The organism is Paenibacillus sp. FSL L8-0638 (assembly GCF_038593075.1).
In the GTDB taxonomy this organism is placed as follows: domain Bacteria; phylum Bacillota; class Bacilli; order Paenibacillales; family Paenibacillaceae; genus Paenibacillus; species Paenibacillus polymyxa_D.
Genome location: NZ_CP151960.1, coordinates 4,623,721 through 4,648,164 on the forward strand (window position 1 = coordinate 4,623,721; position 24,444 = coordinate 4,648,164).

The 24,444-nt window shown below is 49.2% G+C and carries 24 protein-coding genes; 8 read left to right on the forward strand and 16 right to left on the reverse strand.

Features of this window, described 5'->3' with window-relative positions:
* Positions 1–109 precede the first annotated feature (109 nt).
* Genes efeO through MKY35_RS20485 form a run of 3 tightly spaced genes read left to right on the forward strand, consistent with a single transcriptional unit; the run spans position 110 to position 4,211 of the window.
* Positions 110–988 (forward strand): iron uptake system protein EfeO, encoded by an 879-nt coding sequence (gene efeO, locus MKY35_RS20475; protein WP_025721876.1) that lies wholly within the window; start codon positions 110–112, stop codon positions 986–988.
* A gap of 4 nt (positions 989–992) precedes the next feature.
* Positions 993–2,357, forward strand: coding sequence for an iron uptake transporter deferrochelatase/peroxidase subunit (gene efeB, locus MKY35_RS20480; RefSeq protein WP_342444692.1), 1,365 nt, complete (start codon positions 993–995; stop codon positions 2,355–2,357).
* Positions 2,358–2,381: 24 nt separating this feature from the next.
* Entirely contained in the window at positions 2,382–4,211 is a 1,830-nt protein-coding gene (locus MKY35_RS20485; protein WP_342444693.1) for an FTR1 family protein, read from the forward strand.
* A 92-nt stretch (positions 4,212–4,303) separates the two neighbouring features.
* Here the strand turns inward: MKY35_RS20485 and MKY35_RS20490 are convergent, their stop codons facing one another.
* The 12 genes from MKY35_RS20490 to MKY35_RS20545 form a co-directional block, all read right to left on the reverse strand.
* Positions 4,304–5,716: a type III PLP-dependent enzyme gene (locus MKY35_RS20490; protein WP_342444694.1), complete on the reverse strand. Its 1,413-nt coding sequence runs from the start codon at positions 5,714–5,716 to the stop codon at positions 4,304–4,306.
* A gap of 83 nt (positions 5,717–5,799) precedes the next feature.
* Positions 5,800–6,888, reverse strand: coding sequence for a Gfo/Idh/MocA family oxidoreductase (locus tag MKY35_RS20495; RefSeq protein ID WP_342444695.1), 1,089 nt, complete (start codon positions 6,886–6,888; stop codon positions 5,800–5,802).
* Entirely contained in the window at positions 6,885–8,045 is a 1,161-nt protein-coding gene (locus MKY35_RS20500) for a UDP-glucuronosyltransferase (RefSeq protein WP_342444696.1), read from the reverse strand. The genes MKY35_RS20495 and MKY35_RS20500 overlap by 4 nt, the downstream gene beginning before the upstream one ends.
* Positions 8,046–8,062: 17 nt before the next feature.
* A complete protein-coding gene (locus MKY35_RS20505) occupies positions 8,063–9,595 on the reverse strand; it encodes a hypothetical protein (RefSeq protein ID WP_342444697.1) in 1,533 nt (510 codons plus the stop codon).
* A 49-nt stretch (positions 9,596–9,644) separates the two neighbouring features.
* Positions 9,645–10,457 (reverse strand): ABC-2 family transporter protein, encoded by an 813-nt coding sequence (locus MKY35_RS20510; RefSeq protein WP_342444698.1) that lies wholly within the window; start codon positions 10,455–10,457, stop codon positions 9,645–9,647.
* A 1-nt stretch (position 10,458) separates the two neighbouring features.
* A complete protein-coding gene (locus tag MKY35_RS20515; protein ID WP_342444699.1) occupies positions 10,459–11,265 on the reverse strand; it encodes an ABC-2 family transporter protein in 807 nt (268 codons plus the stop codon).
* Positions 11,255–12,247, reverse strand: coding sequence for an ATP-binding cassette domain-containing protein (locus MKY35_RS20520; RefSeq protein ID WP_029518330.1), 993 nt, complete (start codon positions 12,245–12,247; stop codon positions 11,255–11,257). The genes MKY35_RS20515 and MKY35_RS20520 overlap by 11 nt, the downstream gene beginning before the upstream one ends.
* A gap of 69 nt (positions 12,248–12,316) precedes the next feature.
* Positions 12,317–13,402, reverse strand: coding sequence for a hypothetical protein (locus tag MKY35_RS20525; protein WP_029518329.1), 1,086 nt, complete (start codon positions 13,400–13,402; stop codon positions 12,317–12,319).
* Positions 13,403–13,439: 37 nt separating this feature from the next.
* Positions 13,440–13,685, reverse strand: coding sequence for an acyl carrier protein (locus MKY35_RS20530; protein WP_029518328.1), 246 nt, complete (start codon positions 13,683–13,685; stop codon positions 13,440–13,442).
* A 17-nt stretch (positions 13,686–13,702) separates the two neighbouring features.
* A complete protein-coding gene (locus MKY35_RS20535) occupies positions 13,703–15,079 on the reverse strand; it encodes a peptide ligase PGM1-related protein (RefSeq protein ID WP_342444700.1) in 1,377 nt (458 codons plus the stop codon).
* Between the two features lie 55 nt (positions 15,080–15,134).
* On the reverse strand, positions 15,135–16,328 hold the full coding sequence (locus MKY35_RS20540; RefSeq protein WP_322158141.1) for a radical SAM protein: 1,194 nt from the start codon (positions 16,326–16,328) through the stop codon (positions 15,135–15,137).
* Positions 16,329–16,377: 49 nt separating this feature from the next.
* Positions 16,378–16,656 (reverse strand): phosphopantetheine-binding protein, encoded by a 279-nt coding sequence (locus tag MKY35_RS20545; protein WP_013311713.1) that lies wholly within the window; start codon positions 16,654–16,656, stop codon positions 16,378–16,380.
* Between the two features lie 355 nt (positions 16,657–17,011).
* On the opposite strand from MKY35_RS20545, the gene MKY35_RS20550 reads away from it, so the two are divergent.
* Genes MKY35_RS20550 through nagA form a run of 3 tightly spaced genes read left to right on the forward strand, consistent with a single transcriptional unit; the run spans position 17,012 to position 19,825 of the window.
* Positions 17,012–17,878, forward strand: coding sequence for a MurR/RpiR family transcriptional regulator (locus tag MKY35_RS20550; RefSeq protein WP_342444701.1), 867 nt, complete (start codon positions 17,012–17,014; stop codon positions 17,876–17,878).
* Position 17,879: 1 nt separating this feature from the next.
* A complete protein-coding gene (gene nagB, locus MKY35_RS20555; protein WP_342444702.1) occupies positions 17,880–18,608 on the forward strand; it encodes a glucosamine-6-phosphate deaminase in 729 nt (242 codons plus the stop codon).
* Positions 18,605–19,825 carry an N-acetylglucosamine-6-phosphate deacetylase gene (gene nagA / locus MKY35_RS20560; RefSeq protein ID WP_342446681.1) on the forward strand — a complete coding sequence of 407 codons (1,221 nt, stop codon included), beginning with the start codon at positions 18,605–18,607 and terminating at the stop codon, positions 19,823–19,825. Before nagB ends, nagA begins: the two co-directional genes overlap by 4 nt.
* A 103-nt stretch (positions 19,826–19,928) precedes the next feature.
* Here nagA and MKY35_RS20565 read toward each other — a convergent pair whose 3' ends face one another.
* Entirely contained in the window at positions 19,929–20,909 is a 981-nt protein-coding gene (locus tag MKY35_RS20565) for a YhcN/YlaJ family sporulation lipoprotein (protein WP_342444703.1), read from the reverse strand.
* Between the two features lie 195 nt (positions 20,910–21,104).
* On the opposite strand from MKY35_RS20565, the gene MKY35_RS20570 reads away from it, so the two are divergent.
* The gene (locus MKY35_RS20570; protein WP_209949737.1) at positions 21,105–22,682 is read left to right on the forward strand and encodes an alpha/beta fold hydrolase; all 1,578 of its coding nucleotides are present in this window, start codon (positions 21,105–21,107) and stop codon (positions 22,680–22,682) included.
* Between the two features lie 72 nt (positions 22,683–22,754).
* On the opposite strand, the gene MKY35_RS20575 is transcribed toward MKY35_RS20570, so the two are convergent.
* The 3 genes from MKY35_RS20575 to MKY35_RS20585 all read right to left on the reverse strand — a co-directional run bounded on the left by MKY35_RS20575 (position 22,755) and on the right by MKY35_RS20585 (position 24,016).
* Positions 22,755–23,414, reverse strand: coding sequence for a hypothetical protein (locus MKY35_RS20575; RefSeq protein ID WP_342444704.1), 660 nt, complete (start codon positions 23,412–23,414; stop codon positions 22,755–22,757).
* A gap of 75 nt (positions 23,415–23,489) precedes the next feature.
* On the reverse strand, positions 23,490–23,630 hold the full coding sequence (locus tag MKY35_RS20580; RefSeq protein ID WP_238808216.1) for a hypothetical protein: 141 nt from the start codon (positions 23,628–23,630) through the stop codon (positions 23,490–23,492).
* A 29-nt stretch (positions 23,631–23,659) separates the two neighbouring features.
* Positions 23,660–24,016, reverse strand: coding sequence for a sigma-70 family RNA polymerase sigma factor (locus tag MKY35_RS20585; protein WP_322252298.1), 357 nt, complete (start codon positions 24,014–24,016; stop codon positions 23,660–23,662).
* A gap of 186 nt (positions 24,017–24,202) precedes the next feature.
* On the opposite strand from MKY35_RS20585, the gene MKY35_RS20590 reads away from it, so the two are divergent.
* Complete coding sequence (locus tag MKY35_RS20590) at positions 24,203–24,406, forward strand: hypothetical protein (protein WP_061828882.1); 204 nt, start codon at positions 24,203–24,205, stop codon at positions 24,404–24,406.
* The last annotated feature ends 38 nt before the right edge of the window (positions 24,407–24,444 follow it).

Below are 24,444 nucleotides of genomic sequence, written 5' to 3' on the forward strand. Positions count from 1 at the left end.
GATAAGAAAAACCGCGACTGATAATCATTATCAAAATGATAATTTGATATAGATATCGCAACAGACTATGGTTCAAGGCCAGTTTGGCCAGAAAGGGTGTTCATTGATTATGAAACTACGTTATGCCGTACCGGCCGGAGTGCTGGTCTCTTCTATTCTGTTTGCAGGTTGCGGACAAACCGGAACTGCTACTCAGCAGCCTGCTGCAACGACCAAAGATGCAGGAGCCACAACACAGACAACGACTCCTGCCGCTTCTGCTCCCAATTTTGATCAAGCGGTAGCAGCTTACCGCACCTATGCCATCGAGCAATGCGATACGTTTGTGAAGAAGACAGAAGAATTCACGAACGCGGTCAAAGCTGGCGAGCTGGATAAAGCCAAGGCGCTGTATGCTCCTGCACGTATGTACTATGAACGGATTGAACCGATTGCAGAAGCGCTGGGTGATCTTGACCCGAATATTGATGCACGTGACGGTGATGTGGATGCAGCGGATTGGCGCGGCTTTCATCGGATTGAAAAAACATTATGGGAAGAAAACACAACCAAAGGAATGGACGAGTTCTCCGACCGACTGCTGAGTGATGCCAAGCTGCTACGCGCCAAAGTAGAAACAGTTAATATTGACGCCAGCCTGATGGTAACGGGTGCAGTCGAGTTGTTGAATGAAGTATCTACCTCGAAGGTGACGGGTGAAGAAGAACGATATTCCCATACAGATTTGTACGACTTTGCAGCCAATGTAGAGGGCGCACAAAAGATATATGACATTTTGAAAACAGATCTGAACCAAAAAGATGCCGCGTTGGAAAAACAAATCGGTGAGCGCTTTACGGCCTTACAACAGGAGTTGGCTCCTTTCAAGGACGGAGAAGGCTATGTATCGTATACAAAACTGAAACCGGAAGAAGTTAAAAAGCTGAGCCAAAACCTCGATGCCTTGGCAGAACCGTTGTCCCAAATGGGGAAATTGTTAGGAGTGTAATGATATGAAAGGCTTTAAGCGGCAAAAAGGGCAAGAAAAGCCGCAGTATGCGGAATCCCATAATGAACATGCCGATCTGGCAAAAAAGGATGCGAAGCTAGTGGATGATGAGTCGTCAGGAAAAAGCAAATCCGTATCACGCCGAGACCTATTGAAGCTGGCCGGGGTAGGTGGACTAGGCCTCCTGCTTGGCGGCGGGGGCGTGGGAGCCGTGCTGTCAGCCGGTCAACGTCTCGAAAGCATGATGACGGATGCGGACACCAAAGATGTAATCCCTTTTTACGGTAAGCATCAGGCAGGTATTGTGACTCCGGCACAGGATTTCATCTGCTTCGCCGCTTTCGATCTAACAACCAGCGACAAGGAACAGGTGCGTAGCCTCTTCAAAGCCTGGACAGAAGCAAGCGCTACAATGACTTCTGGCGTGCTCCTTGGCAACGATAATGAAAACCTCAACCTCCCTCCGTCCGATACGGGCGAGGCGGCAGGATTATCGCCATCCCGCACGACGATCACCTTTGGTGTGGGCCCATCTTTTTTTGATGGACGATATGGCCTGACAGGGCTTAAACCTGCCGGGTTCCGTGAGCTGCCCCGTTTTCAAGGGGATGCCCTGGAGGAGCAATGGTGCGGTGGCGATATCGGAGTGCAGGTATGTGCCAATGACTTGCAGGTTGCTTTCCATGCCCTGCGTAATTTGGCGCGTATCGCCAGAGGAACGGCGGTGCTTCGCTGGACGCAGGAAGGCTTTCAGCGGACTGCACAAGCTGATCCTGCGGGAAGCACACCACGCAATTTGCTGGGCTTCAAGGACGGTACGGGGAACCCGGACACCTCCAAGGCAGACGAGATGAATCGGCTGGTGTGGACACAGACCAGTGACGGACCAGCATGGATGGGCGACGGCAGCTATATGGCTGTACGCCGCGTACGCATGCGGGTAGAGGTGTGGGATCGCTCAACATTGGGCGACCAGGAGGATACTTTTGGACGTCATCGCAGCAGCGGGGCCCCACTCGGTAAGGTCAAGGAGTTCGACAAGCTTGATCTGGCGGCCAAAAATCCGGAAGGCAAGCCAGTTACGCCTCCTACCTCTCATGTGGCTTTGGCTCATGGGGACGGGAGCATTAACATTTTGCGGAGGTCTTATTCGTATTCAAGCGGATTGGACAAGCAAACTGGACAGCTGGATGCCGGGCTGCTGTTCATCAGCTACCAGCGTGATCTGTTCAAGCAGTTCGTTCATATTCAGGAGAAGCTTGCACGCAATGACAAACTGAACGAATACATTGTACACAAAGGCAGTGCGGTGTTCGCCTGCTTCCCGGGTGTATCGCAAGGCGGCTACATCGGGGATACGTTATTTTAGCAGCAGGCAAGGAAGGGGATTTATATGAATCGGCTCAATAAAAGCTTGGGATGGGTGTTTGTGCTGGTGGCAGCACTGCTGCTGACCGTAACTCCGTTCCTATCCGGCTCCGGGTCGGTCGCTTTTGCACAAACAGATACCAAAGCTGTTACCAATGATCAGCTAATGCCTGTGGTGGGCGGAGCACTGGTGGAGGCAGGACAAGCCCAATGGACGGAAGCCTCCAAGGATCTGAAAGAATTCCGCACGCTGTGGGAGACCGCCAAAACGAATGGCGGAGATTCAGCTCACATCACAGCTGTAGATCAAGCACTCACCGATGCGGAGCAGACACTCGCCAGTGGCGGCGGGGAACCAGCGAAAGCTGCCTTATCCGTGCTGGCGCGCTCGGTCAATGAGTACGTCACTGCTGCCGAAGGGGACAAACCAGCCCCGGCTGGAGCTAAAGCAGCGGAAAAACTGCTTCCTATGGCGAAGGGCAGTCTGGCTGCCATGCAAAAAGGCGATTGGGCTGCCGCCCGGGTGGATTACGACCGAATCGTCAAAGCCTGGTATCAGGTAGAAACACCGATTCGTTTGGACAATTTTCCGGTATACAGTTCGCTCGAAACTAAAATCAGTCTCATTCGCATCTCCATGCAAGCTGAGCCCATTCGCCAAGAACAGGCTCTCAGGGAAATGCAGGAATTAACGACTCTGTTGTCTGATTATAGTCAGGGCAAATCTGTGAACACAGGTCAAGGAACGAATACAGGCAATACGGCTACCGGAACGACGAATGGTTCGACAGCTTCCTTGGGCGATGCAGTCACCTTGCTCGAATCCGCACGCCAAGATGCTGTAGCTAATCAATCAGAGCAAGCGGCTGACAAGGTAGTGCAGTTTATCGCTCTGTGGCCTTCTGTCGAAGGACATGTACAAATTTCTGATCCGACGTCTTACACTGCGATTGAAAATGAAATGACCGAGGCTTCCGGATATCTGCTGTCTTCTCCACCGAATACAGACAAAGCCATACAGACTCTTGATCAGATGCTGGACAGGCTCCGTCCGTTGACGGAAGAACGTTCTTACACTGCGTGGGATGCCGCACTGATTTTGCTGCGTGAGGGTCTGGAGGCCATCCTCGTGCTCGCAGCTCTGCTGGCGTATGCCAAAAAAAGCGGCGAAGCCGTGGCTGGACGATGGATATGGGCAGGAGCTGGAACGGGGCTGGTGCTGAGCGGAATTCTGGCGGTGCTGTTCACCACACTAGTGGCAGCAGCCGCATCGGGCAGCATGCGTGAACTGCTGGAGGGTGTCACCGGGCTGGTGGCGGTCGTGCTGATGCTGACCGTTGGTAGCTGGCTGCATAGCAAATCCAATGCTGCCGCGTGGAACCGCTTTGTGGAAAACAGCGTGGGCAACGCGTTAGCACGGGGAAGCCTGTGGTCGCTATTTGCGGTTTCTGCGCTCGCAATTCTGCGTGAAGGAGCCGAGACAGCTATCTTTTATATCGGTATGGCTCCAGCCATCGAAACCTCGCAATTGCTGATCGGCATCAGCTCGGCGACGTTTATTCTGGTCATTCTGGCATTTGCAATCATTAAATTTAGTGTACGGTTGCCGATTCGCGCCTTTTTCCTGACTGCCACTGTACTGATTTACTATCTCGTATTCCGGTTTTTGGGCGAAAGTATTCATTCGCTTCAGGTGGCTGGCAAGCTTTCGGGGCACACTGCCTCCTCGCTTCCGTCCATTAGCTGGCTGGGAATGTATCCAACTTGGGAAACCTTTGTCCCACAAATCGCTGTACTGATCTTTATGGTATGGCAGCTTGTGCGTCAGGAAATGCGCAGCTCCAAGCAACATTAAGTCGATACTACCCTACTCATCATGTAAAAAAACGCCAAATCACAGGTCCGATTTGTATCGGTTCCCATGGGTTTGGCGTTTTTTTTACATACTTACAACACATCCTCAGGCAACGGAATCATGCGCTGATGACGCAGCAGGTCTGTGCGGTCACCGTGTTCACGAATGACATGCACCTCCCCACGAAAATCAAGCAGCTCCGCCGGGGTAGCATGTCCCAGAAATTGTAGTGGACTATAGCTTAATCCATAGGCTCCTGCATTCGGAAAAGCAATATAATCGCCCTCGTAAATCGGAGGAAGCTGCGCTTTTTTCACAATACAATCCTCGGGTGTACAAAGTGGACCGACAATGCTTACCGTCTCCAGCTCCATGGATGCTTCTTCCAAAGGCCCTCCTGTTCGGTTTGCAACCTCTTCTAATGATTGTTCGACAGCAACAGCCGTTTGAGCAGAAGCGTCTCCCTGCTCCATCCGTAGGGTTGCTTCCAACTCTCGTTCTTTGGGTTCTTTCGATTCTCCCACTTGCCTGCGCATAATTCGTACCGGGTAGTTGTCCCTAATGCGGCGTCCTCGAAAAGTAGCTGCGGCGTAGTGATTCATGCCACCATCAGCCACGACAAACTTCTCTCCCTTGGATTCCTTTGTATACAATGCTCGGCAGACATACATGCCCGATTGAGCAACCAGATACCTGCCGCTTTCGATGATTAGCTTAACCCCGGGCATGCGGGTTCGGGTCTGCTCCGCGAGTGCGTTCAGTCCGTCAATGACGTGATCCATATCGAGCGGCTCCTCATGAGCAAAATAAGGTACGCCAAACCCGCCGCCCAAATTGATCGTATGCATTGCCACACCATACTGAGCCTGTACCCGTTCTGCCAACTGCAGCGTATTCGCAAATGAAGCTAAAATCTGATCCGATTTCAGCATTTGCGTACCTGTATATACCTGAATACCTTGAAAATGGACGTGTGGGCAATCTTCCAGCACCTTAAAAAAGTGATCCAGCTGCCCTTCATCCACTCCAAAGGGGCGCGGAACGCCGCCCATTTTAATCGTTGCTCCAGACAGATCGTTATCAGGATTGATGCGAACCGCTGCCCTGACAAGCTGGCCCGCTTGGGCCGCAATGCCCTCCAGCAGACGCAGCTCCCTCACCGATTCGACATGAATACAGCCGATTCCATAGTCTATCGCCTCGTTCAGCTCGGCTACTGTTTTTCCCGGTCCGGCGTACAGCACGTCTTCCGCAGCATACCCGGCCTCCATAGCGACGAACATTTCTCCGGCCGAAGCAATCTCAACACCACAACCTAACGAGCGCAGCAACCCAGCCAAGGCTACGTTACCATTAGCCTTGAGCGCATAATGTACACGCACGTCCGGGTGCAATCGGGATAGCAACGAGCTGACGTGGGCATGCAGCGCGTCCCCGTCATAATAGTAAAATGGCGTCGGATGCTCGCCGAAACGCTCCAGTAAGGCTTCGTCCTTTTTATCCATCTACTGAATTCCCCTCCTCTCTTTGCCTTGATACTCCGTATTTTGCATCATTTGCTTCCCTCCGCTCGAAAACACAATCATACTCATACTGCATAAATCGTCTCGCCCGAGCGTGCTGCTTCATGAATGGCTGCCAGCAGTCTGACGCGTTCAGCAGCCTCGCGAAATGGAATGGGCTCCGCTTCTCCCCGGATGATGCTACAAAAGGTATTCAACTGATTAACATAATAGTTCATAGGCTCGAAAACCGTTTTGGTATGCGAAGATGTCTGTGATAACACAGGCAGTGCGTCCATATCTGTTATATTCGGTATGCTATCCTTCTTTATTTCCGTCCTGAGTGTCATTTTATAAAAGCCTAAATTTGCCCGAAAGCAGTCCTTCAAGGTGACCACTGCCGAATCAAAGGTCAGTACATGAGCACAGCGATAGGGCCGCTCGAATGAAAAGAGGGCAGATGCCTCCAATCCACTCGGATAACGGGCTTGCGCACGAAATGTCCAGTCACAACCATGCGGACCATCGAAATCCGATTGACTGTGGAATTCCGCCTGATCTAATCCAACGACGGCCTGGAGCAATTGGAGCCAGTACACGCCCAGATCCCAAAAGCATCCCCCACCCTGCTCCGGACGGGATCTGTAATTGTCCGCATGCCCTTCTTTTGCCGGAATACATAGACTCGTCTCTATGGAGCATAAACGACCATAACGCCCCGATTCTACGATCCTCCGCAGCTCATGCTGCCACGGATGGTGCTGCACCATGACACCCTCCAGCAGGTGAACGTTACTCTGCTCGACTATAGCTGCCAAGGGTGCCAGATCGGCCGTATTCAGGCATAACGGCTTTTCCACCAGCACATGCTTATGGGCCCGTAGTGCTTTGTCAATCCACTCGGCATGTAAGTCGTTGCTGAGCGCAATATATACAGCATCGATCTCCGGGTCCTTTAGCATATCCTCAGCATGCCGATAAACGACACTGACGCCAAAACGATCTGCCATTTCTCCTGCCTTGGCAACCGTGCGGTTCGCAAGCGCGGTCACGCGTGCCCCTGCAACATGTCGGATCGGTTCCAGCAACGCACGGGGAGCAATGGCAGAACAGCCAATGATCCCAAAGCGAATATCTCGCATCGCAGGCTCTTGCGCAGCCGCCGCAGCGTTCATGACCCCTGCTCCATTCCCGGTGAGCCTGCTGACATTTGGATGCTATTCACATAGGACTCTATATAACGCGGCGTTCGACTGCGCAGCTCTACGATCCTGCGATGCATATCCTCCAGTATCTGAGCACTGCCATCATAGGTTTGTATCCACGTATCGTACCGCATACCAAGTCCCAGCCGTTCCCATAGATCGGCATTATGCTTTTCATGCACACCAAATGGCTCCAGCATAATGAGTGGAGTGGCTGTAGCGAACGAATCGGTTAGGCTGCCACCTCCTGGCTTGCTGACAATGGCCTGAACATGACAGGCTTGGTCCAGCATGTTATGGTAATCCGGTCCGACCTGATACACGGTCTTCTCGCCCTTTTTCACCTCTCCGAAAGGCGGAAATGTATGCTCCCCGGCTTCATTACGCTGCCATGTCCTCCACTGCGGATCCATCTGAAAATAGCGTATACTGTCCCGCTGTTCATCCGGTTGATCCTGATCATACAGCAGCAGATCCAGCTCCCAGCCCGCTTCTTCCAACCGTCCAACCTTGTCACGGTAGGTGCCCATCCCCCAACCGCCGCCATGTACGAATAAGCGGGATTGCCGTTCTTCAAACGGAACATACTCCACAGCCGGAACATCAATATAGTGGCTGACTCTATTGTTATCATTTTCAAAAAAGGTCGTTTCTCCACAGCCATCTGCAAAATGCGGATTATGCTTGGCTAGATTCTTCCAAGATGGAGAAGGTGTCGAATCCATGTACACGATGTCCACATGCACCGACTCCGGTTCTCTGCGCTTACGATACTCCTCCAGTACATACATCCAATGACCGGATAAGCATATAAAATACCGCCGATCCTCCTCCATCCATTGGTTCAACAGCACTTCCATCGCAGCGAGATCCAGTGAATTACGCATATCCTGCGGAACCTTCTGAGACATTAAGGCCACCGCAAAATTGTCATGGTAAGCTTTGCGACTTTTGTCGACCTTGAGACGGGCCGATTCTGGCAGCACATTTTCAAATACATGAATCGCCGCATCCACGCCCAGCCTGCGAAGACCCGCTTGCAGCAGCAAGCCAGGGGTATAAAAGCCCAATCCGAAACCGGAACATAAAATCGTTACCTTCATAAGCTTATCGGTACTCCTACGCATGCTCATACGCCTCCCGTTTAATTCAGCACTGTAAAATGATGCTCTGCCAAAAAACGCTCCAGCTTTGTAGTCAATCGCATTTTTTCCTCATCGCTCGCGGCAACCAGTTCCAAATAAAGGCGCCCCTTGCCTCGTGCCCGTTCGCTTCCAGCGGTTTCTTTTTCACCATTCAAGTCCGGCTTAGCCGTGCCATTCCCTTCTGATCCGCCACCGCTGGCCCCAATTCCGCTCACACGAACCTGCTTGGCAGATGATCTGCCTCCGCGCCCGGTTGCATTTTTGCTTGGCGTGCTTGTATGGCCCACAATCTTGTTCTCGCCATCTCGTCCGCCTGTGTTCACATATAACGTATTGGCACTCAGAGGCATGACACCTTCTTCACGTTCACCTGTGAACAGCAATCCTTCACCTTTCAGCCCCTCCAGCAGTTCTTCATAGGATAGACTGCCATCATGGGACAGTGAATAATTCGTCAGCGTGCCACGCATATTTTTCCCGGCCAGAAAGGTATCGAGCTGATGCTTGATCAAGCTCATCGACTTTCTGGCATTAATTTCGATAATAGGCTCCAGCTTCCCACCGCGAAGTGTCATGGAATCAATGCAAACATCGCCGTAATAACCATCCTGATACAATTGCCGCCCCACGTCCTGCATTAAGCTAAAATAGCCCTCGCGCTCCAGCCGCTCCAAAAACGCCCCGTCCGGCGACAAGGATTCCCGATAGGAGAATTGTGTGTTAGCCAGCCATTGTACAGATATGATATCGACACTTCCATTATCACCAATCGTAAATTGGCATGAAAAATCCTGCTCTTTCTCCAGAAAAGGCTCCAAAAGGAAAAGCACCTGTTTGCCTTTGCGCTCCTGTCCACGTAAATACGATACGATCCGGTCCAGCATTTGTGTCGAGGTAATGTGCAGGTTTCCTTTGCCCGATACGCCAAAATCATCCTTGATTAAAAAGCTTCCATCCCGCAGTAGCTTACGCCCCGCCTCAGCGACATCTGCAAACGAAGTCACAATATAGCCCGGGTTGCGCAGGCCAAGACTGCGTTTCAGATCAGAGGAATACGTTTTGGCATTTACCTTACGAATCGTTTCCAGCGGCGGCTGATGTAGCGTTATCCCCCAAGCACGTGCAGCCTCCTCCACATGCGGCAAACCCGCAAACGGGCTAAGCACACAGCCTTCCAGTTGAGGAAACCCCTCTCCAGTATCGGCCTTGCGACTGCCCAGCAGTTCAAATACCGATGCGGTCGATACGTTGCCTGCACGCTCCATGCCATCGGTCAAATCCCGTTCGTTGACAACCGGATGAAAGCCCAATTGCGCGATATACTGACGATGTACGGGCGAAATGGCATAACGGGTCAATAACGCATCTCCCGGCTGGCAAAAGCTGAACAGCAGTTCATCCATGGCTGCTACAATCGCAGAAGAAGCCCGGTCAGGCAGTGCTGGCAGAGAAGCTAACTGGGCATCCCGCCAATAAGCCTCCGCTTCGAACGTTCCCATATACAAATGACGCTGATTCGGTATCGCATTCATATGATTCGCTTCCTTTCCTGCTTCATTATTGGCCTACTACACGGTAGCGCTACTGGCTCGCGCTCGTATAATCACGTAGAGCAAACTGCCATATCAGGCGGATGATCGCCAGCAGCCAGAGAGGTGCGAGAAATGCCCATACCACCAACCCGGTATCCATTTTGCCGAGAATGAACATGGGCGGAAAATTACAAATGACAAACACCGGAAGCACGAACAAACCGATACGCTGAATCAGATTACTGTACACGGCCATCGGCACATAGTTTGTCTCGAAAATGCTGTTGGACAGCTCCGTAACGCCGTTCGTGCGGATAATCCAGAAGGCCAGCAGTTGGGGGAGCAAAAATACGGAGTATGCCGTTAGCACTCCGCATCCGAGCAGCACAGAGAACCCTCCTGCGGTTTCAAAATTAAACGGCAATCCGAGTCGATACCAGCCGACCCCCGTCATAATTCCGCCGCCAATTACATTTGGCACGGTATAGCCCAGTTCAAATTGACGCAGTGTCACCATAAATTGCAGCGATACGGGTTTGGTCATGAGCACATCCAGCGAGCCGGTACGAATTTTGTCAGGCAGGCTTGTAAAATTACTGTAGAACAATCCACTATAAAATCCGCTCATCATCGTAAACACGCCGATATATAACAATATGGCGTCAGGAGACCAGCCGTTAATGTCCGTCCCGGCGCGGTATGGTACCGATGCGTACAGCAGCTTGATGAGTAAATAAGCCGTTTCAACCAGAAATGCAGTTATAAAATTAATGCGGTATTCCATCTGCGACATGACGGAAAACTGGACAAACTTCCAGTACAGTCTGATGTAGCGCCTAACGTTTCGGAAAACATTTTTCATGTTACCCCCCCACCGAGACAAAGCGTTTGACCCCGGCTTGCCACACCCAGCGTGATAGGGCCGCCAGCGCTACAATCCAGAGCCATTGTACGCCAATGCCTTTAGCGGCTTCCAGTACAGTCAGCTTGCCCGTCAACGCATTCACCGGAAAAAATACGGTGTAGCTGAACGGTAGCAGACTGAACAGACGGGCCAAAACATCTCCAAAAATCGTCAGCGGAAACACGGTACCGCTAGCTACGTAAATGACAAGCGACAGCGTATAAAATAGTCCCGCCGATTCCGTCACCCAAAAGGCTATGCCGCTCAGCGCATAATAGACCACAAAATTAAGCACAAGCGCTCCCGGCAACGCCAATATGTAAAGCAAGATGTACGATAGCCCGAAGCTGATTTGTCCTTCCATGCTAAGACATAACAGCAAAATAGCAGCCGCCAGCAGCACGACCGCGGACTGTATGACTTTGCCTCCGATAAACCGGCAAAAACGGTAAGCGAAATAATGCACAGGCTGTACCATGAATTTTGCCAGTCCACCTTCTTTGATATCTGTAGCAATTTCGTATTCAAAGCCCGTAGCAATCAGTTTTCCAGTGACTCCCGCCATGACCACATACACTAGCATTTCTGGCAGAGAATAACCCAGCACTCTTGCTTGTCCCGAAGAACCAAATACAGCTAGCCAGAGAAAAATTTGCGTCATGATGGGCAGCATAAATCCCGCCATTTGGAGCCAATAATTAGCCCGATACTCCATTTCATTTTGCATGCCGAGCTGGAGTACCTTCACATATTTGTTATTTCGCATCGGCCAGCCTGCCCCCATCATACAAATTGGCTATCCCCTCTTCCAGCGGGACGTCCTCAATCGTAAAATCAACGACAGGCAGTGCGTCCAAAATCTTTTTGGACCAAGCCAAGGTATCTTCTGCATCCAGCTCGAATACCGCCTCCAGCTCCGAGTTGGAGCGAAGTTTGCCGAGGCTCGCCAACGTTAGGTTGGATACAGGGGTCTCCAGTCGAACCTTGAGCAATTTACGGGCACCGATGACCTCGTTCACCTTGTGTAAGTCTCCGTCATAGACCAATCTGCCCCCGCTGATAATGATGGATCTACTGCACAAATCCTCAATATCCTTCATATAGTGGCTTGTCAGCAGGATGGTCGTTCGGTGCGTGCGGTTATAGGCTTTGAAAAACTCTCGAATCCGCCGCTGAGAAACAAGGTCCAGTCCGATGGTCGGCTCATCCAGCAAAATGACCCGTGGACGATGCAGCAGCGCAGCGATCAGTTCCATTTTCATACGCTCACCGAGAGACAGCCGCCGAACCTGCACATGAAGCTGCTCCTCCACCCCAAGCAAAGTGACCAGTTCATCCAGTGCCTCTTTATAACGGTTTTCATCGATTTCATAGATAAGCTTGTTCAGCTCGAATGACTCGCTTGCAGGCAAATCCCACCAGAGCTGGTTTTTCTGTCCCATTACAATGGAAAACTGACGTTTAAACTCTTTTTGTCGTTTCCACGGGGTAAAGCCGAGTACCGATGCCTCCCCGTCCGTGGGATGGAGAATGCCAGACAGCATTTTGAGCGTCGTTGTTTTGCCTGCCCCGTTTGGACCGAGAAATCCGACAATTTCCCCTTCCTCAATGCTAAAGCTGACATTTTGCACAGCCTCTTTGGTCAGCTGCTCACGCCTGAACAAGTTTTGCAACGATTTGCGCACGCCCGGCTCCTTTTTGTAGTACGTAAATGTTTTCGACAATTGGTTTAATGTAATGGACGGCAATTAATTCCCCTCCTCTTTCCTCTGTGCAGGACACCTGGATGAACGGTCTGATACGACCGAATGCTTGGACTACTCGGCTGCTTGCTCTGCTAAAATCATCAGTTCCTCCAGCATATGCCGCTGTCTTTCAATTAAATGCAAAGCTCGTTCCGTAATCTCAGGCATCCGATGCTTGCGCAGTTGAAGCCCTGTTTTGTAAATATGCAGATTAAGCTTGTGCCAATCCGCGTACAGCCCCTGTGCCAATTCAATTACATGCTGTGTTTGTGGCCCCAGCGTGGCTTGGTGCAGCAGGCAATAATCAGCTGTATAATCCGTCAAATGAAGAGCACTGCCCAATCGCAGATTGTAATAGATTTCATGACAGTACGTCCGAAAATCCTGATCCTCCATGTCTGCCAACAGACGGAAGTCATCAACAAATGCCCGGTACCCCTCATCTCCCCGCTTGACCTGCTTGCCTGTTACAGCTTTCCCCGTTTGACTGACCGACTCATTAGACGTAGGTACGCCTCTCCAGATGGCTTCGTGTCCAGTCAAATACTGTCGAATATGATGAGCACACGCAGCATGCATCTCACTTGGCGAAAGCGGGGCAGGCTGCTCCACCAGCCATGCATACTCAATAATGCCCTGCATCAGATCGTCGAGCCGGGCTGAGCCCACATAAGTCATGGCATGTCCCGAGGAATCGAGCAGGAAGCTATCATTCACCTGTGCTGTCCGTTCTTGCAAGTCCAATCCGCACAACTCTATCACGTGGCCCCTTGGGTAATTTTTCACATATACATCGTGATAGGTTAAAGCGGTGCTCGACGTATGCAGCATGGTACCGTAGCCCGATGTGAGTACCCGCAACAGGTCGGTTTCATCACTGACACCAGCGACCCACGGTTCCACCCGAATAACAGGTCCACCACTGGCTGCCATTTCTTGAAGCTGCTCCGGATATTTCTCAGGCCCGAAGCGCTTCAAATCTCCACCATACTCTGCGCACATACTCCCACACAGCATGAATAGCTCGGATTCGGCCATGGTCACCCCGTACCTCCGCAGTGAGGTACGCAGGGAAGAATATACACAATGCTTCCCTGGAAGAGCGTTTGCCACTTCTTCTGCACCATAGTCCACAACGGAATTTTGACGAGTCTCCATATCGGATCCCTGCATCAATCTTGTCTTTTCGGCGCCCTTATGCATATTTGCTCAGCAGACGCTCAATGCCTTGCAGTGTAGATAGATGCTCCAGCACTAGATCGTCGTCCTCCATCGTAATATCAAGCTCATTTTCCAACTCTACAATTAATTCCACAGCGGATAAGGAATTCAGCCCCAAGGTTCGCAAATCTTGATCCGGAGTCAACTGTTCCAGCTCGCCCGGAGCCAGCTTCAAAATCTTTTCCAGCAAGGGTACTACATGGTATACATCTGTTTTCATTCTTGATTCCCTCCCATTTATGAGCATCCTAATCCAGCAATGATACCTTCCAATTTGTGCGCATACGCATCAGCTTCCTGCCAGCTGTCTGCCAAAATAAGTGTGAAAATCCGGTTCACATAGCCCCGCTTCACAGGGATACCAGACAATGTACCCGCCGTATACACAAACACCCCTTCTGGACGTTCGGGCGTATAGAGCAAGCCTTCCTCCGCGAGCAGCCCGCACAAGCGGCTGTAGGTGAGAGGTGTAGCGGTAACGTTGCGATAATAACGGGATAATGTTTTGTGCTGCTCTCCCAAGACGGATGACAGGAACGAAATATAGGTAGACAACGTAAACCTACCGTTAATCTCAATGACTGGAACCAGCAAACCTTCTTCGTCAACAAAACCGTCAATAGAGGCCATTCCTGTGTATCCAATAGAATAGAGATACGTACCCAGCTGATAGGCGCAGCGTCTCACTTCTTCCTCCAGCGCATCTCCGATCTCAGCCGGCACTTGAGATCCGATATATACGGTGCCGTCCACATTTTGCCTTTTTAGCGAAAACATCGTCACACCACCGCCCTCGTCAATGCAGAGCTGGTAGTTCAGATCCATCTGCTTATTGTGCCAGCGCTCCACCAGCCAGCCGCCGGATGATGGCGACGAGCCGCCAAAGCGCCTCATCACACTCAGCAGCGTGTCCAGCTTGGACAGCTCGTCCAGCATATACATGCCTTGTCCCGAGGCACCGTGCGGCTGCTTGATAATCAGCTTCACAGGTCCATCCGATAAGTCAGCCAGTCTGGCGCACTCCCTGCGGATCGCCGATTCGTCTGTACATACAGCGCCTTCGCTGACAGCAAAACCAAGCTTTTGCGCGGTCAGGCGGCTGAATATCTTATCATTCACCTGAGCACTGACCGCGGATGGAGCGCCGATCAGCTCCAGCCCGCAAAGCTCCGCAATCGCTTCCTCCTGCGGTGTGACCGCATAGGGGACGAGCCACGCTTTGGCTCCGCCGCTGCTGTGGCCTGTATCTGCAACCGTACGCAGTCGTGCCAAAAGCGCCTCATCCGCCAGCACCAGCTCTGAAATCGGCGTTAGCGGATCAGAAGGCTCTGGCACCTCAATACGCGGCAGGCTAAAGCCCAACCGTTGAAGCATGTCCAGAAACGCCTCATCCGGATATTCCCGAAGTACAATGACATCCTGACTTCGACATAGCAGAAGATTCATTTCCTCCATCCGGTTTACGACCTGCTGTTCATCTCGGTCTACCATGCCCCCCTTGCGGGGGGATGGATGCCATACTTGCTCTGCACCGATATTAAACAGCCAAATCAGGACTCCATGGTCCCGTTCATGCGCAAGCGCTTCCACAAGGTTAATTGTTTTAGTCGTCACGACTTATCATCATCCCTCTCTCTTCCATCCAGTAACAAACAACATTCATAGAAAGCTAAATGTATTTCAGAGAGCCTGCCCCGTGCAGATACAATACGCTGCATTTGGAGCACACCGGAGTCAATCCTTCATGATTAATCTTTTGACGGGTTTTCTCATACGCATCCGAGTTCCATATCTCCTTCAGACTGTGCTCACGCATGCTTCCAATCGTGAACTCACTGAAAAATTTGCAAGGCATGACCTTCCCGTCTGGTAAAATATCTGTTCTGGAGGTGAGCGCCAAACAATGATTGGAACAACGGCTGACCATTTCCTCACCATGTATAAATTTATCAATTTCCTCATAATCCAAACCGGGCTGATAGCGCACGCGAATGTTCCATACTCGCTCATTGATCCGCTGTAGTTCCTGCATCAGAGGATCGATGTTATCCGGGTTGATTTTATATTTGAAAGCATGCCAGCTACTAATATTTTTTTCTTCGAGTTGTCGGAGCCAAGAAAAATTACGTGTAAAATATTCATCCATTTTGAGGGAGGTTTCTTTGGAAATGTACCAGGGGAACGTCAGCAGCACCAGATCCAGCCTTTTGTCCTCCAGCATTTGCAGAAATTCGTACATCCGTCCGATCATGTTATCGTTAATGACCGCATGGACAGTTACCCGTCCCTTGTACAATCCCTGGTCGCGCAGTTCAATCAGCTTATCCATCTGCCGCATTGTTTTTTGAAAGGTGCCTTTACCGCGAATTAGGTCGTGTTCTCTTTCAAAACCTTCAATCGCTATTAATAACTCCAGATTTTCGGACAAATCCAAAATCCGGTCCAAATATTTATCAATAAGTAATCCATTTGTACAAAAGGTCATTTCGCGCCGATCTTCCGCCAGCACGTCCAAAATTTCATCAAAACGCCGATGAAACATTGGTTCGCCGCCCCACATGTACAGTCTGGACTTGGCTTCCTTGGTTTCGCTCAAAATTTGCCGGAGCATGTCTGGAGCAAGATCCATGTTTTGTTCTTCTTTATCCATTTGGTGATGGTAGCCTTCCTCGTTCCATTCAAAGCAGTGCGTACATCTCAGGTTGCAGCGGTTAGTCAGCTTAATGCCGATCGTCTGGGGCATGTCCGTTTTGAAAGCAGGGTCCTGTGTGGCGTTACGGTAAGATACAGAAGCGTTTTTCAGGTTACGCTTGATGAGCTTGAACGCTTTCTCATCAATCAGCACATTGCTTTTGGGCTGCATGCTAACACCTCGTTTAATGGATTTTCAGGCACATGTACCTAGCTGTACGTCAGACCGTCTCCATTCCCTCCAGATGCGGCGCTTGTTCCGCATCGCTGATCCCCTGAATGTAGCTGCAAAACGCATCTACCGAGCTCAAATGCTCCAGTTCAAAGGAATCAAAATCAATCTCCACATCAAATGCATCCTCCACTTGCAGCATGAAATGAACCAACTGCAACGAATCCAGTCCCGCATCATGAATAATGTCCGAATGTCCATCCAGCTTTGCGACCAGTTCAGGATCTTCCTTGACTGCGCTGATCATTTCAATCACTTGGCTTTGCATAGCAAACTCCTCCTTGTGAATGAGATTCTGTTCGTTCCACCCAACGATGCCCTCTGCAAAGAAAGCTCCTAGAAAAATTCCTTCACTGGAACTTTATTCAATTATACTCCTCCAATGAAGAGACAAGTCAATAGGTTGTTTTGTAAGTAAAACTCGCAATATGTAAATTAATGTATGATAACTTCTACAATTTTCGCTGGCTATTTTTTCGCAAAATTTAATAAAAATTCTTCTCACATCTCTTGCATGAGCAGCAGAATTATTTTACAATACACATGAAAATATTTTTCTTTATATCCCACTTATATACGATACTTATTTTCATACAAACTCTACAGCCAAAGGAGTATAGCTCATGTCCCCCATTCTTCATACATTAGCCCATAGACTGGAGCAGCTTCCCGTACAGGAGCGCAAGCTGGCGGAATCCATCCTGCAATCCCCGGAAGATGTGTTGCATCTGGGTATTCGGGAGCTGTCAGAGCGTTGTGGTGTGAGTGCAGCGACCGTTACGCGGTTTTGCAAATCACTACATTTTAAAGGCTATCCCGATTTCAAAATGAAGCTGGCCGCCGAGTTGTCCCATTCCAACCGTAATGGTGAAGAATCCTATCAGGATATTGTCGCCGGAAATTCACTTTCCCGAATCGTGCAAGCTATTCAGGCGAACCACACCGCATCCATTGCGGACACGACCCGACTGCTGGATTACGACAAGCTGGAGCAGGCTATTGCATGGCTGTCAGCCACGAGCCGCATTGATCTCTATGGGATGGCGACATCGTCGATTGTGGCGCAGGATTTTTACCAGAAGCTCATCCGTATTGGCAAGAACAGCACTGCCTTTGCAGATTCACATATGCAGATCACCTCTGCCTCCTCGCTCGGAGCGGAAGATGTCGCTTTTGCCGTCTCTTATTCAGGGGAAACCCAGGAGACCATTGCGGCTCTACGCTGCGCCAAGGAACAGGGGGCCAAGACATTATCCTTGACCTCCTTCGGAAACAATACGCTGGCAGGCCTTGCGGATATTGCGCTATTTTCCTCTTCATTGGAGGAAGGAATGCGACGTGGGGATATGGCCTCCCGCATCGCCCAGCTTCATATCATAGATATTCTGTTTACAGGTATGGTGAGCGCGGATTTTGACAAATATATTCCGAGATTGGAAGGTTCATATCAACAAGTGAGCAAGCTCAAAAAACAACCGGGAGGTCACTAAGATGAACATACGCATTTTGAACAGCCGTGAAGACCTGAACGCTACTGCCGCCGCTGTGATCGCCAGCTTGCTGCAATCCAAACCACAGGCCATGCTTGGCCTGGCCACCGGTAGTACGCCGATTGGCATTTACCGACATCTTGCAGATATGTACCGCAAGGGACAGGTCAGTTTTGCACGAGCCTATTCCGTGAATCTTGATGAGTATGTTGGTCTTTCCCCAGAACATCCGCAGAGCTATCGAAGCTTTATGAATGAGCACTTGTTCCAGCATATCGATATTCCGATATCCCACACACGTGTCCCTGACGGGAATGCACTGGATCTGGCAGCAGAATGTGCAGCGCACGAGCAGGCTATTCTGGATCATGGCCCCGTGGATCTGCAATTGCTTGGCATTGGTCATAATGGACATATCGGCTTTAACGAACCCGGTCACAGCTTGGCTGGAGCCACACATGTTGTAGATTTAAAAGAAAGTACGCGTTCGGCGAATGCTCGATTTTTTGGCGATATAGATGCTGTACCCAGGCAAGCAGTTACGATGGGAGTAGGCACGATTCTTAAGGCGAAGCAAATTATACTGGTGGCTTTTGGTGCGGATAAGGCTGACATTATAAAGCAGGCTTTAACTGGACCCGTCACGACAGCGTGTCCGGCTTCCCTGCTGCAATGCCACCCCAACGTACTTATTTTATTAGATCAGGAGGCAGGAGGATGGTTCAATTGAAGTCAGATGAAATGAGTGGTACCGTACCCCAGCTACTATATGGACAAGTCGTCGTTGGGAATGACATCATTGAAAAAGGGGTTGTCGTCATTGAGGGGCAATCCATTGTATACGCTGGTTCAGAAGCGAATTTGCCCGCCGATTGGACAGCGTTAGTCTTCGCAAATCAGGAAGAAAGCGCAGCGAAAACCGCCAAAATTGTGCGTTTGGAAAGAGGCTATCTGCTGCCAGGCTTTATTGATATTCATGTTCACGGCGGGGACGGTGAGGACTTTATGGACTCCGATCCGAGGGTGCTGGATACGATCACCTCCTTTCACGGTTCACAAGGTACGACAGCTATGCTGGCTACCACGATGACCGCGCCCAAGGAACAGATTGATCGGGTATTGAGTGAAGTTTACGCATACATGGCACTACCTATGCCCTATGCTCAGTTGGAGGGCGTACATTTGGAAGGACCGTTCATCAGTCCGAAGTGGCCGGGAGCGCAAAACCCGGAACATATCGTGCCACCGAATCTCTCATGGGTAGCAGAATGGGAGCAGCGCTACCCGGGCCTTGTTCGCCAGCTCACGCTTGCGCCCGAACGGGAAGGAGCGCTGGAACTGATTGCATGGCTGCGCAGCCATGGCATTACCGCAGCTCTCGGTCATACGGATGCTACGTATGAAGAGGTTGAACAGGCAGCGACGGCAGGGCTGAACCATGCGGTGCATGCGTTTAATGCTATGACTCCGTTGCATCATCGCAAGCCGGGAGCCGCTGGAGCCGTACTCGCTGATCCGCGCATTGAAGCAGAAATCATCGCGGACGGCATTCATGTGCATCCCGCCGCCATTTCCCTGCTCGCTAAGTTAAAGCAGGATCATAATCTCATTCTCATCACCGATGCCATGTCTGCTACTGGTCTCGAAGACGGGAAATATACACTCGGCGATTTGCCAGTGATTGTGCAGGGCGGTGTAGCACGACTGGAGGATGGCGTCACTTTGGCTGGAAGCACACTAACGATGATTGAAGGCTTCCGCTACTTGGTTCAACATGTCGGTGTGAGTATTCCCGCAGCATCACAAATGGCCAGCCTGAATCCGGCTCGATCCTTGCACATTGCTGATCGGACAGGTTCGCTTGAAGCAGGTAAACAAGCAGACATCCTGTTACTGGATGGAGACTTAAAGCTGCAAGGCGTATGGATTAAAGGATTGCGCAAATAATTCAGTTATAGTTATCATTCCCCAAAACTAAAGAGCTATCCACCAGCGTATTCGCTGAGATGGATAGCTCTTTCTTTGGCATTGTACACTTATAGGGTTTGAATTAGCGATGATTCATCGGTGCGGGCGTATGATTTTGTGGACGTGTCGGTGTTGTATTATCCATTGGGCGGTTTGTATCAGCCGCCGAAGTTGGGAATACACGTTCAATTACATCCGCCATACCATTGCTCAAGCCTCTAATCGGATGACCATTTTGCACACTGTGTGTAAAGTCAGTGGCTTGTTTGACAAAGTCCGGGTTAGCGGATACATGTACCTGTTCAATCGAAGGTGCAAATTGCTTAACTTTATTCGCGATACGGCTCTTGACTGCATCACTTGGTTCATATGCAGTTCTTGCTCCCTCGATTGTGGTGTTTCCGTTATCTGTGCGATTGTTGTTGTCCGTTAAGCCACGCAACATACCGTACGAGCCTGTACCCATCGTACCGAACAAACCATCATCACGACGAGCAGGTGTTCCATTCCCGGTAAGTCCATTCCCGGTAACTCCATTGTCTGTCATTCCAGGCGTCGTAGTATCCGTAGTACGGTTCCCTCTAGTGCCATTAACGCCATTCACACTCGGTACATTACCGTTACGTCCAATACTATTAGCACTTGGAGTACCGTCAATACTTGGAGCACCAACACCTGTTCCGTTGGTTTGGTCTTTCAAGGAAACGGCGACATAGGCATGTCGTTCACCGACCAGCACTGTCGCAGACTTTACATCCGGCATCTCAGATATACGTTTGGACAAATTGCGATCGACTTGCAGATTACGGACTGGATGTCCAGTTCGGTTGCCATTTTCATTCAATGACATCCCGTCCATACCATTCGACTTAACCCCATAACGATTCACACCATCCATACCATTACGGTTCACACCATCCATATGATGTGTGCTTTGCGCGTTATAGCGTGTACTGTTCGTACGAACGTTATGATCGGCATTTCCGCACCCGGTCAAAGCAGCCATACTGGCGAGTAAAGCAGCAGAAATCGTAAAACTGATGACCTTCTTAGTTCCTGGCATGAACTCATCCTCCATACATTATAAAATGTGTGACGAGATTATCATGCGCTATGAATCATAGGGATATCCTGACTAAAAAATGACTAAAAAAATAAAATTTTAATGTAAATATGAAATACAATTGATGATTTACCACAAGATGGCATGTATAATAAGCTTGAAAAATACTTTATTTTACAAAGGAGGATTTTCAGTTTGAAAAAGATCACTGTTTTAATGCTCATTTTTTTGTTATCAATAACTCTTGTCCCCGTCGGCGCTTTTGCAGGTTCCACTACCCCCCAACCCCCGAAAGATCCCGCTGGAAGCTGGGTAGAAGGCCCACCACCTAATCGCGTTGATCCTACCAAGCCAGCACTTTTGTTCGTACATGGTTTGAACAGTAGTGCTGAAGTCTGGACCAAGAATAATAACGATATGCTTCAGCGTGCACGTGACGCCGGATACCAGACAGCCACCATTAATCTGTACGATACAAATGGCACCTCCCAAGATATGTGGGACAATGGTAAGCTTCTGGCCGACAAAATTAAGGTCATCAGTAATCACTTTGGAAAAAAACTTATCGTTATCGCCCACAGCAAAGGTGGAGTGGATACTCAAACCGCTCTCGTATATAACGGAGCCGCTCCCTATGTACAACGTGTCATCACCCTCAGCAGTCCTCATCATGGCTCACAACTTGCAGATCTCGCCTACAGTAGCTGGGCCGGATGGCTGGCAGATATCGTCGGCTCACAAAATCCTGGTACCTCCACTTTACAAACATCTTATATGAAGTATTTCCGATCCAAGACCGATGCACTCAGTAATGCGACTACAATTCCATTCTTCACGTTTGCTGGTGATAACTGGTCTGGCGGCACTGCTTCCTACATAATGGGCGGACTTTACCTCTCATCCTTTGGTAAGAATGATGGAGTGGTCACAGTCGACAACGCTAAGCTTCCCGGCGGACGTGTAGTTAAAGTCGGATCTTGGGATCATGCCAAGGTTCGTACTGGCTCCTACGTTTTCTCCCTGATCCAACCCTACCTCCAAGCAAACACTCCAGCATTGAATCAGGAAACTGAAGCACTTTCAGCATCTTCCCTGACTGCTTCTGCTGTACAAGCCACCTATAGCGAGATCGACAATTCATACTTTATTCGAGGCGGCGATTATAATGGACATGCCTCAGAAACCCTCACTGTTGAAAATGGTGTCAAATCCATTGATCTGGACTGGATCAGCGATAAACGTGTGAGTAAGCTGGAACTAACCAAGCCTGACGGTACTAGTGAAATTATTAATCTGAAAGCAGGCTATGATGACGATATTTTTGCTGGTGCCTGGCATCATAACGCCGTCATTCAAAATCCAAAACCGGGCACCTATAAACTGAACGTCACAGTTCCTGATCAAGGAGCGTATCTCCTGATTGCACGTTACCAGGCTGTTCAAGTTCCTGAACTGAAATACAATCTGAATGCAGTGGGTCCGAAGCTAAACCTGAAAACACAGGATTCCCCGGACAGCGTGACACAAGTCACCTACCAAGTTCAATATTATGGTGATCCGCAGCAAGGAGTCACTTCTGCACCTAAAGGTTTGACGGCACAGCAAAAAACGGTTAAACCTAACGGGCAAATTGAGCTATCCAAAGCGGACAAGCCCGGCATCTATTCTGTAACCTATGAAATTAGCGGCACCACAGAGGCAGGTTATCCGTACCGCCGTACAGCTGTTCAATCCATTTATATTGATGCAGACGGCAACAAGTATGTCGACTAAATAAATCTACAGCCTAAAAAGCCTGTGAATCCCTATTAAGTTGGGGCATTTGCAGGCTTTTTTTCATTGTGTTCAATCTGTTGTCTGATTCCTCAGCTTATGAAGCCAATAGTAGCGGTGTAAATCCATAATAAAATGAAAAAGAACAAATGCCAGCATCGAGTATACACTGATCAATACTGTGGCAACTAATTGTTGTGTAGCAAATCCGAGGGAAACATTAGCTATCAGATAACCTGCCCCAGTAAATGTGGTGATCGTCACTACAGACTCACGCTTGTTTTTTTCCTTAAACTTTGGTTTCTTCTTATGATTTGAAGGATCTTTGAATTTCGCCAAATTATATTTTATAAAGTAATACAAGGCGACTCCATAAAGGGCAAAGGAACCTATAAAATACCATGAAGTATCCAGACCCAACATGCCATAAGCAAACTTTTGTGTCATGATCATGAAGCCAATAGAACAAATCAAACCAAATACACCACGGAATAAAATGTAATTCAACTGCAATTTGCGTGGCAGGATGACCAGTACAAGGGCCCATATGTTTATCATAACAATCGGTGGCAACAATACATAAACGTAAACTGCAATGTATGGATTCCCCACTAAGGGGATAACCAGAAACAGATCTAACAGTAATAAAACAAGAATGATGACATTGGAACGAATACTGTTGACTGGGTACATCTTCATACTTTTCTCAAAAGAAGCCCTGTTATCACTCATAAACTTATAAGCCCTCCGTTAAATAAGTAAACCTATGGATAAGGATAGCCAAGGCTATATCCATTGTCCACTTTTCTATGGAACTGTTTTTAACTCTTGTCGCAGTTCTTCTATAAAATCAGTCACAATGCTTTGGACAGCATCTTCACGGGACATACGAATATATCGACTGGTCTTTTGAATGTCTTCCTCGAACAATTGAAGTATCCTATACATGGCCTCCTGATCTCCACTTTGTACTAATTTTAGCAATTGGACGAACTCAGCATCCGAAATAACTCTTTGAGCATTTTCTTTTTCCATTTATTCACCGCCTGTTGGGATAGCTTTAACTCTTTTGCAATCTGTGCTTCGGTTTTATCTAGTATGTAAAGGTCAAAGATGATCATTTTTCCGATCTCAGAAGATAGAGAGTTGATAAGCTGTAGTGTGTACATATGAGAGTTTGAAGATTCTGTAAAAGATGGGGCGCTGACGGCTTCGTTCTTTTCCATTACAAATTCATGATTGGTTTGTACCCGAGCACGATACTGGATTCTCCAGGCAATGCGGTACAGCTTCTTTCGATATTGTTCTACCAATGTTAGCTGAGACTGATCCATTGTAAATCACCCTTTCTCTTTGGATTTGACTTTTTCTAATCCTCATACTATAGGGTAATTTCCAAACCTATTTTACAACCATAATCAGAACACTTGTTCTTATTTATTATACTATTTTTACAATCAGTTGTATATGGTTCTTTTAATTTACCTTCCTTTATATACGGCTAAAAAGGAGGGAATACATTGCAAATGGATGATGCTCTTTCTCTGGTTACCAACGTAGGCTTTCCGGCTGGACTTTGTTTTATTTTGTTGCGGCACATCCTGCACACGATGGAGGAAAAGCTGGACAAGCTGGATCTCTCACTTCATGAGCTGATTCAGGTTATCCAAGAATTAAACGACACTAACAATTCTTCTTCCAAAAGCAGCAAACCTGACGAATAACAAACACAAAGAAGCTCCAGACGACGATCATCCGCCGT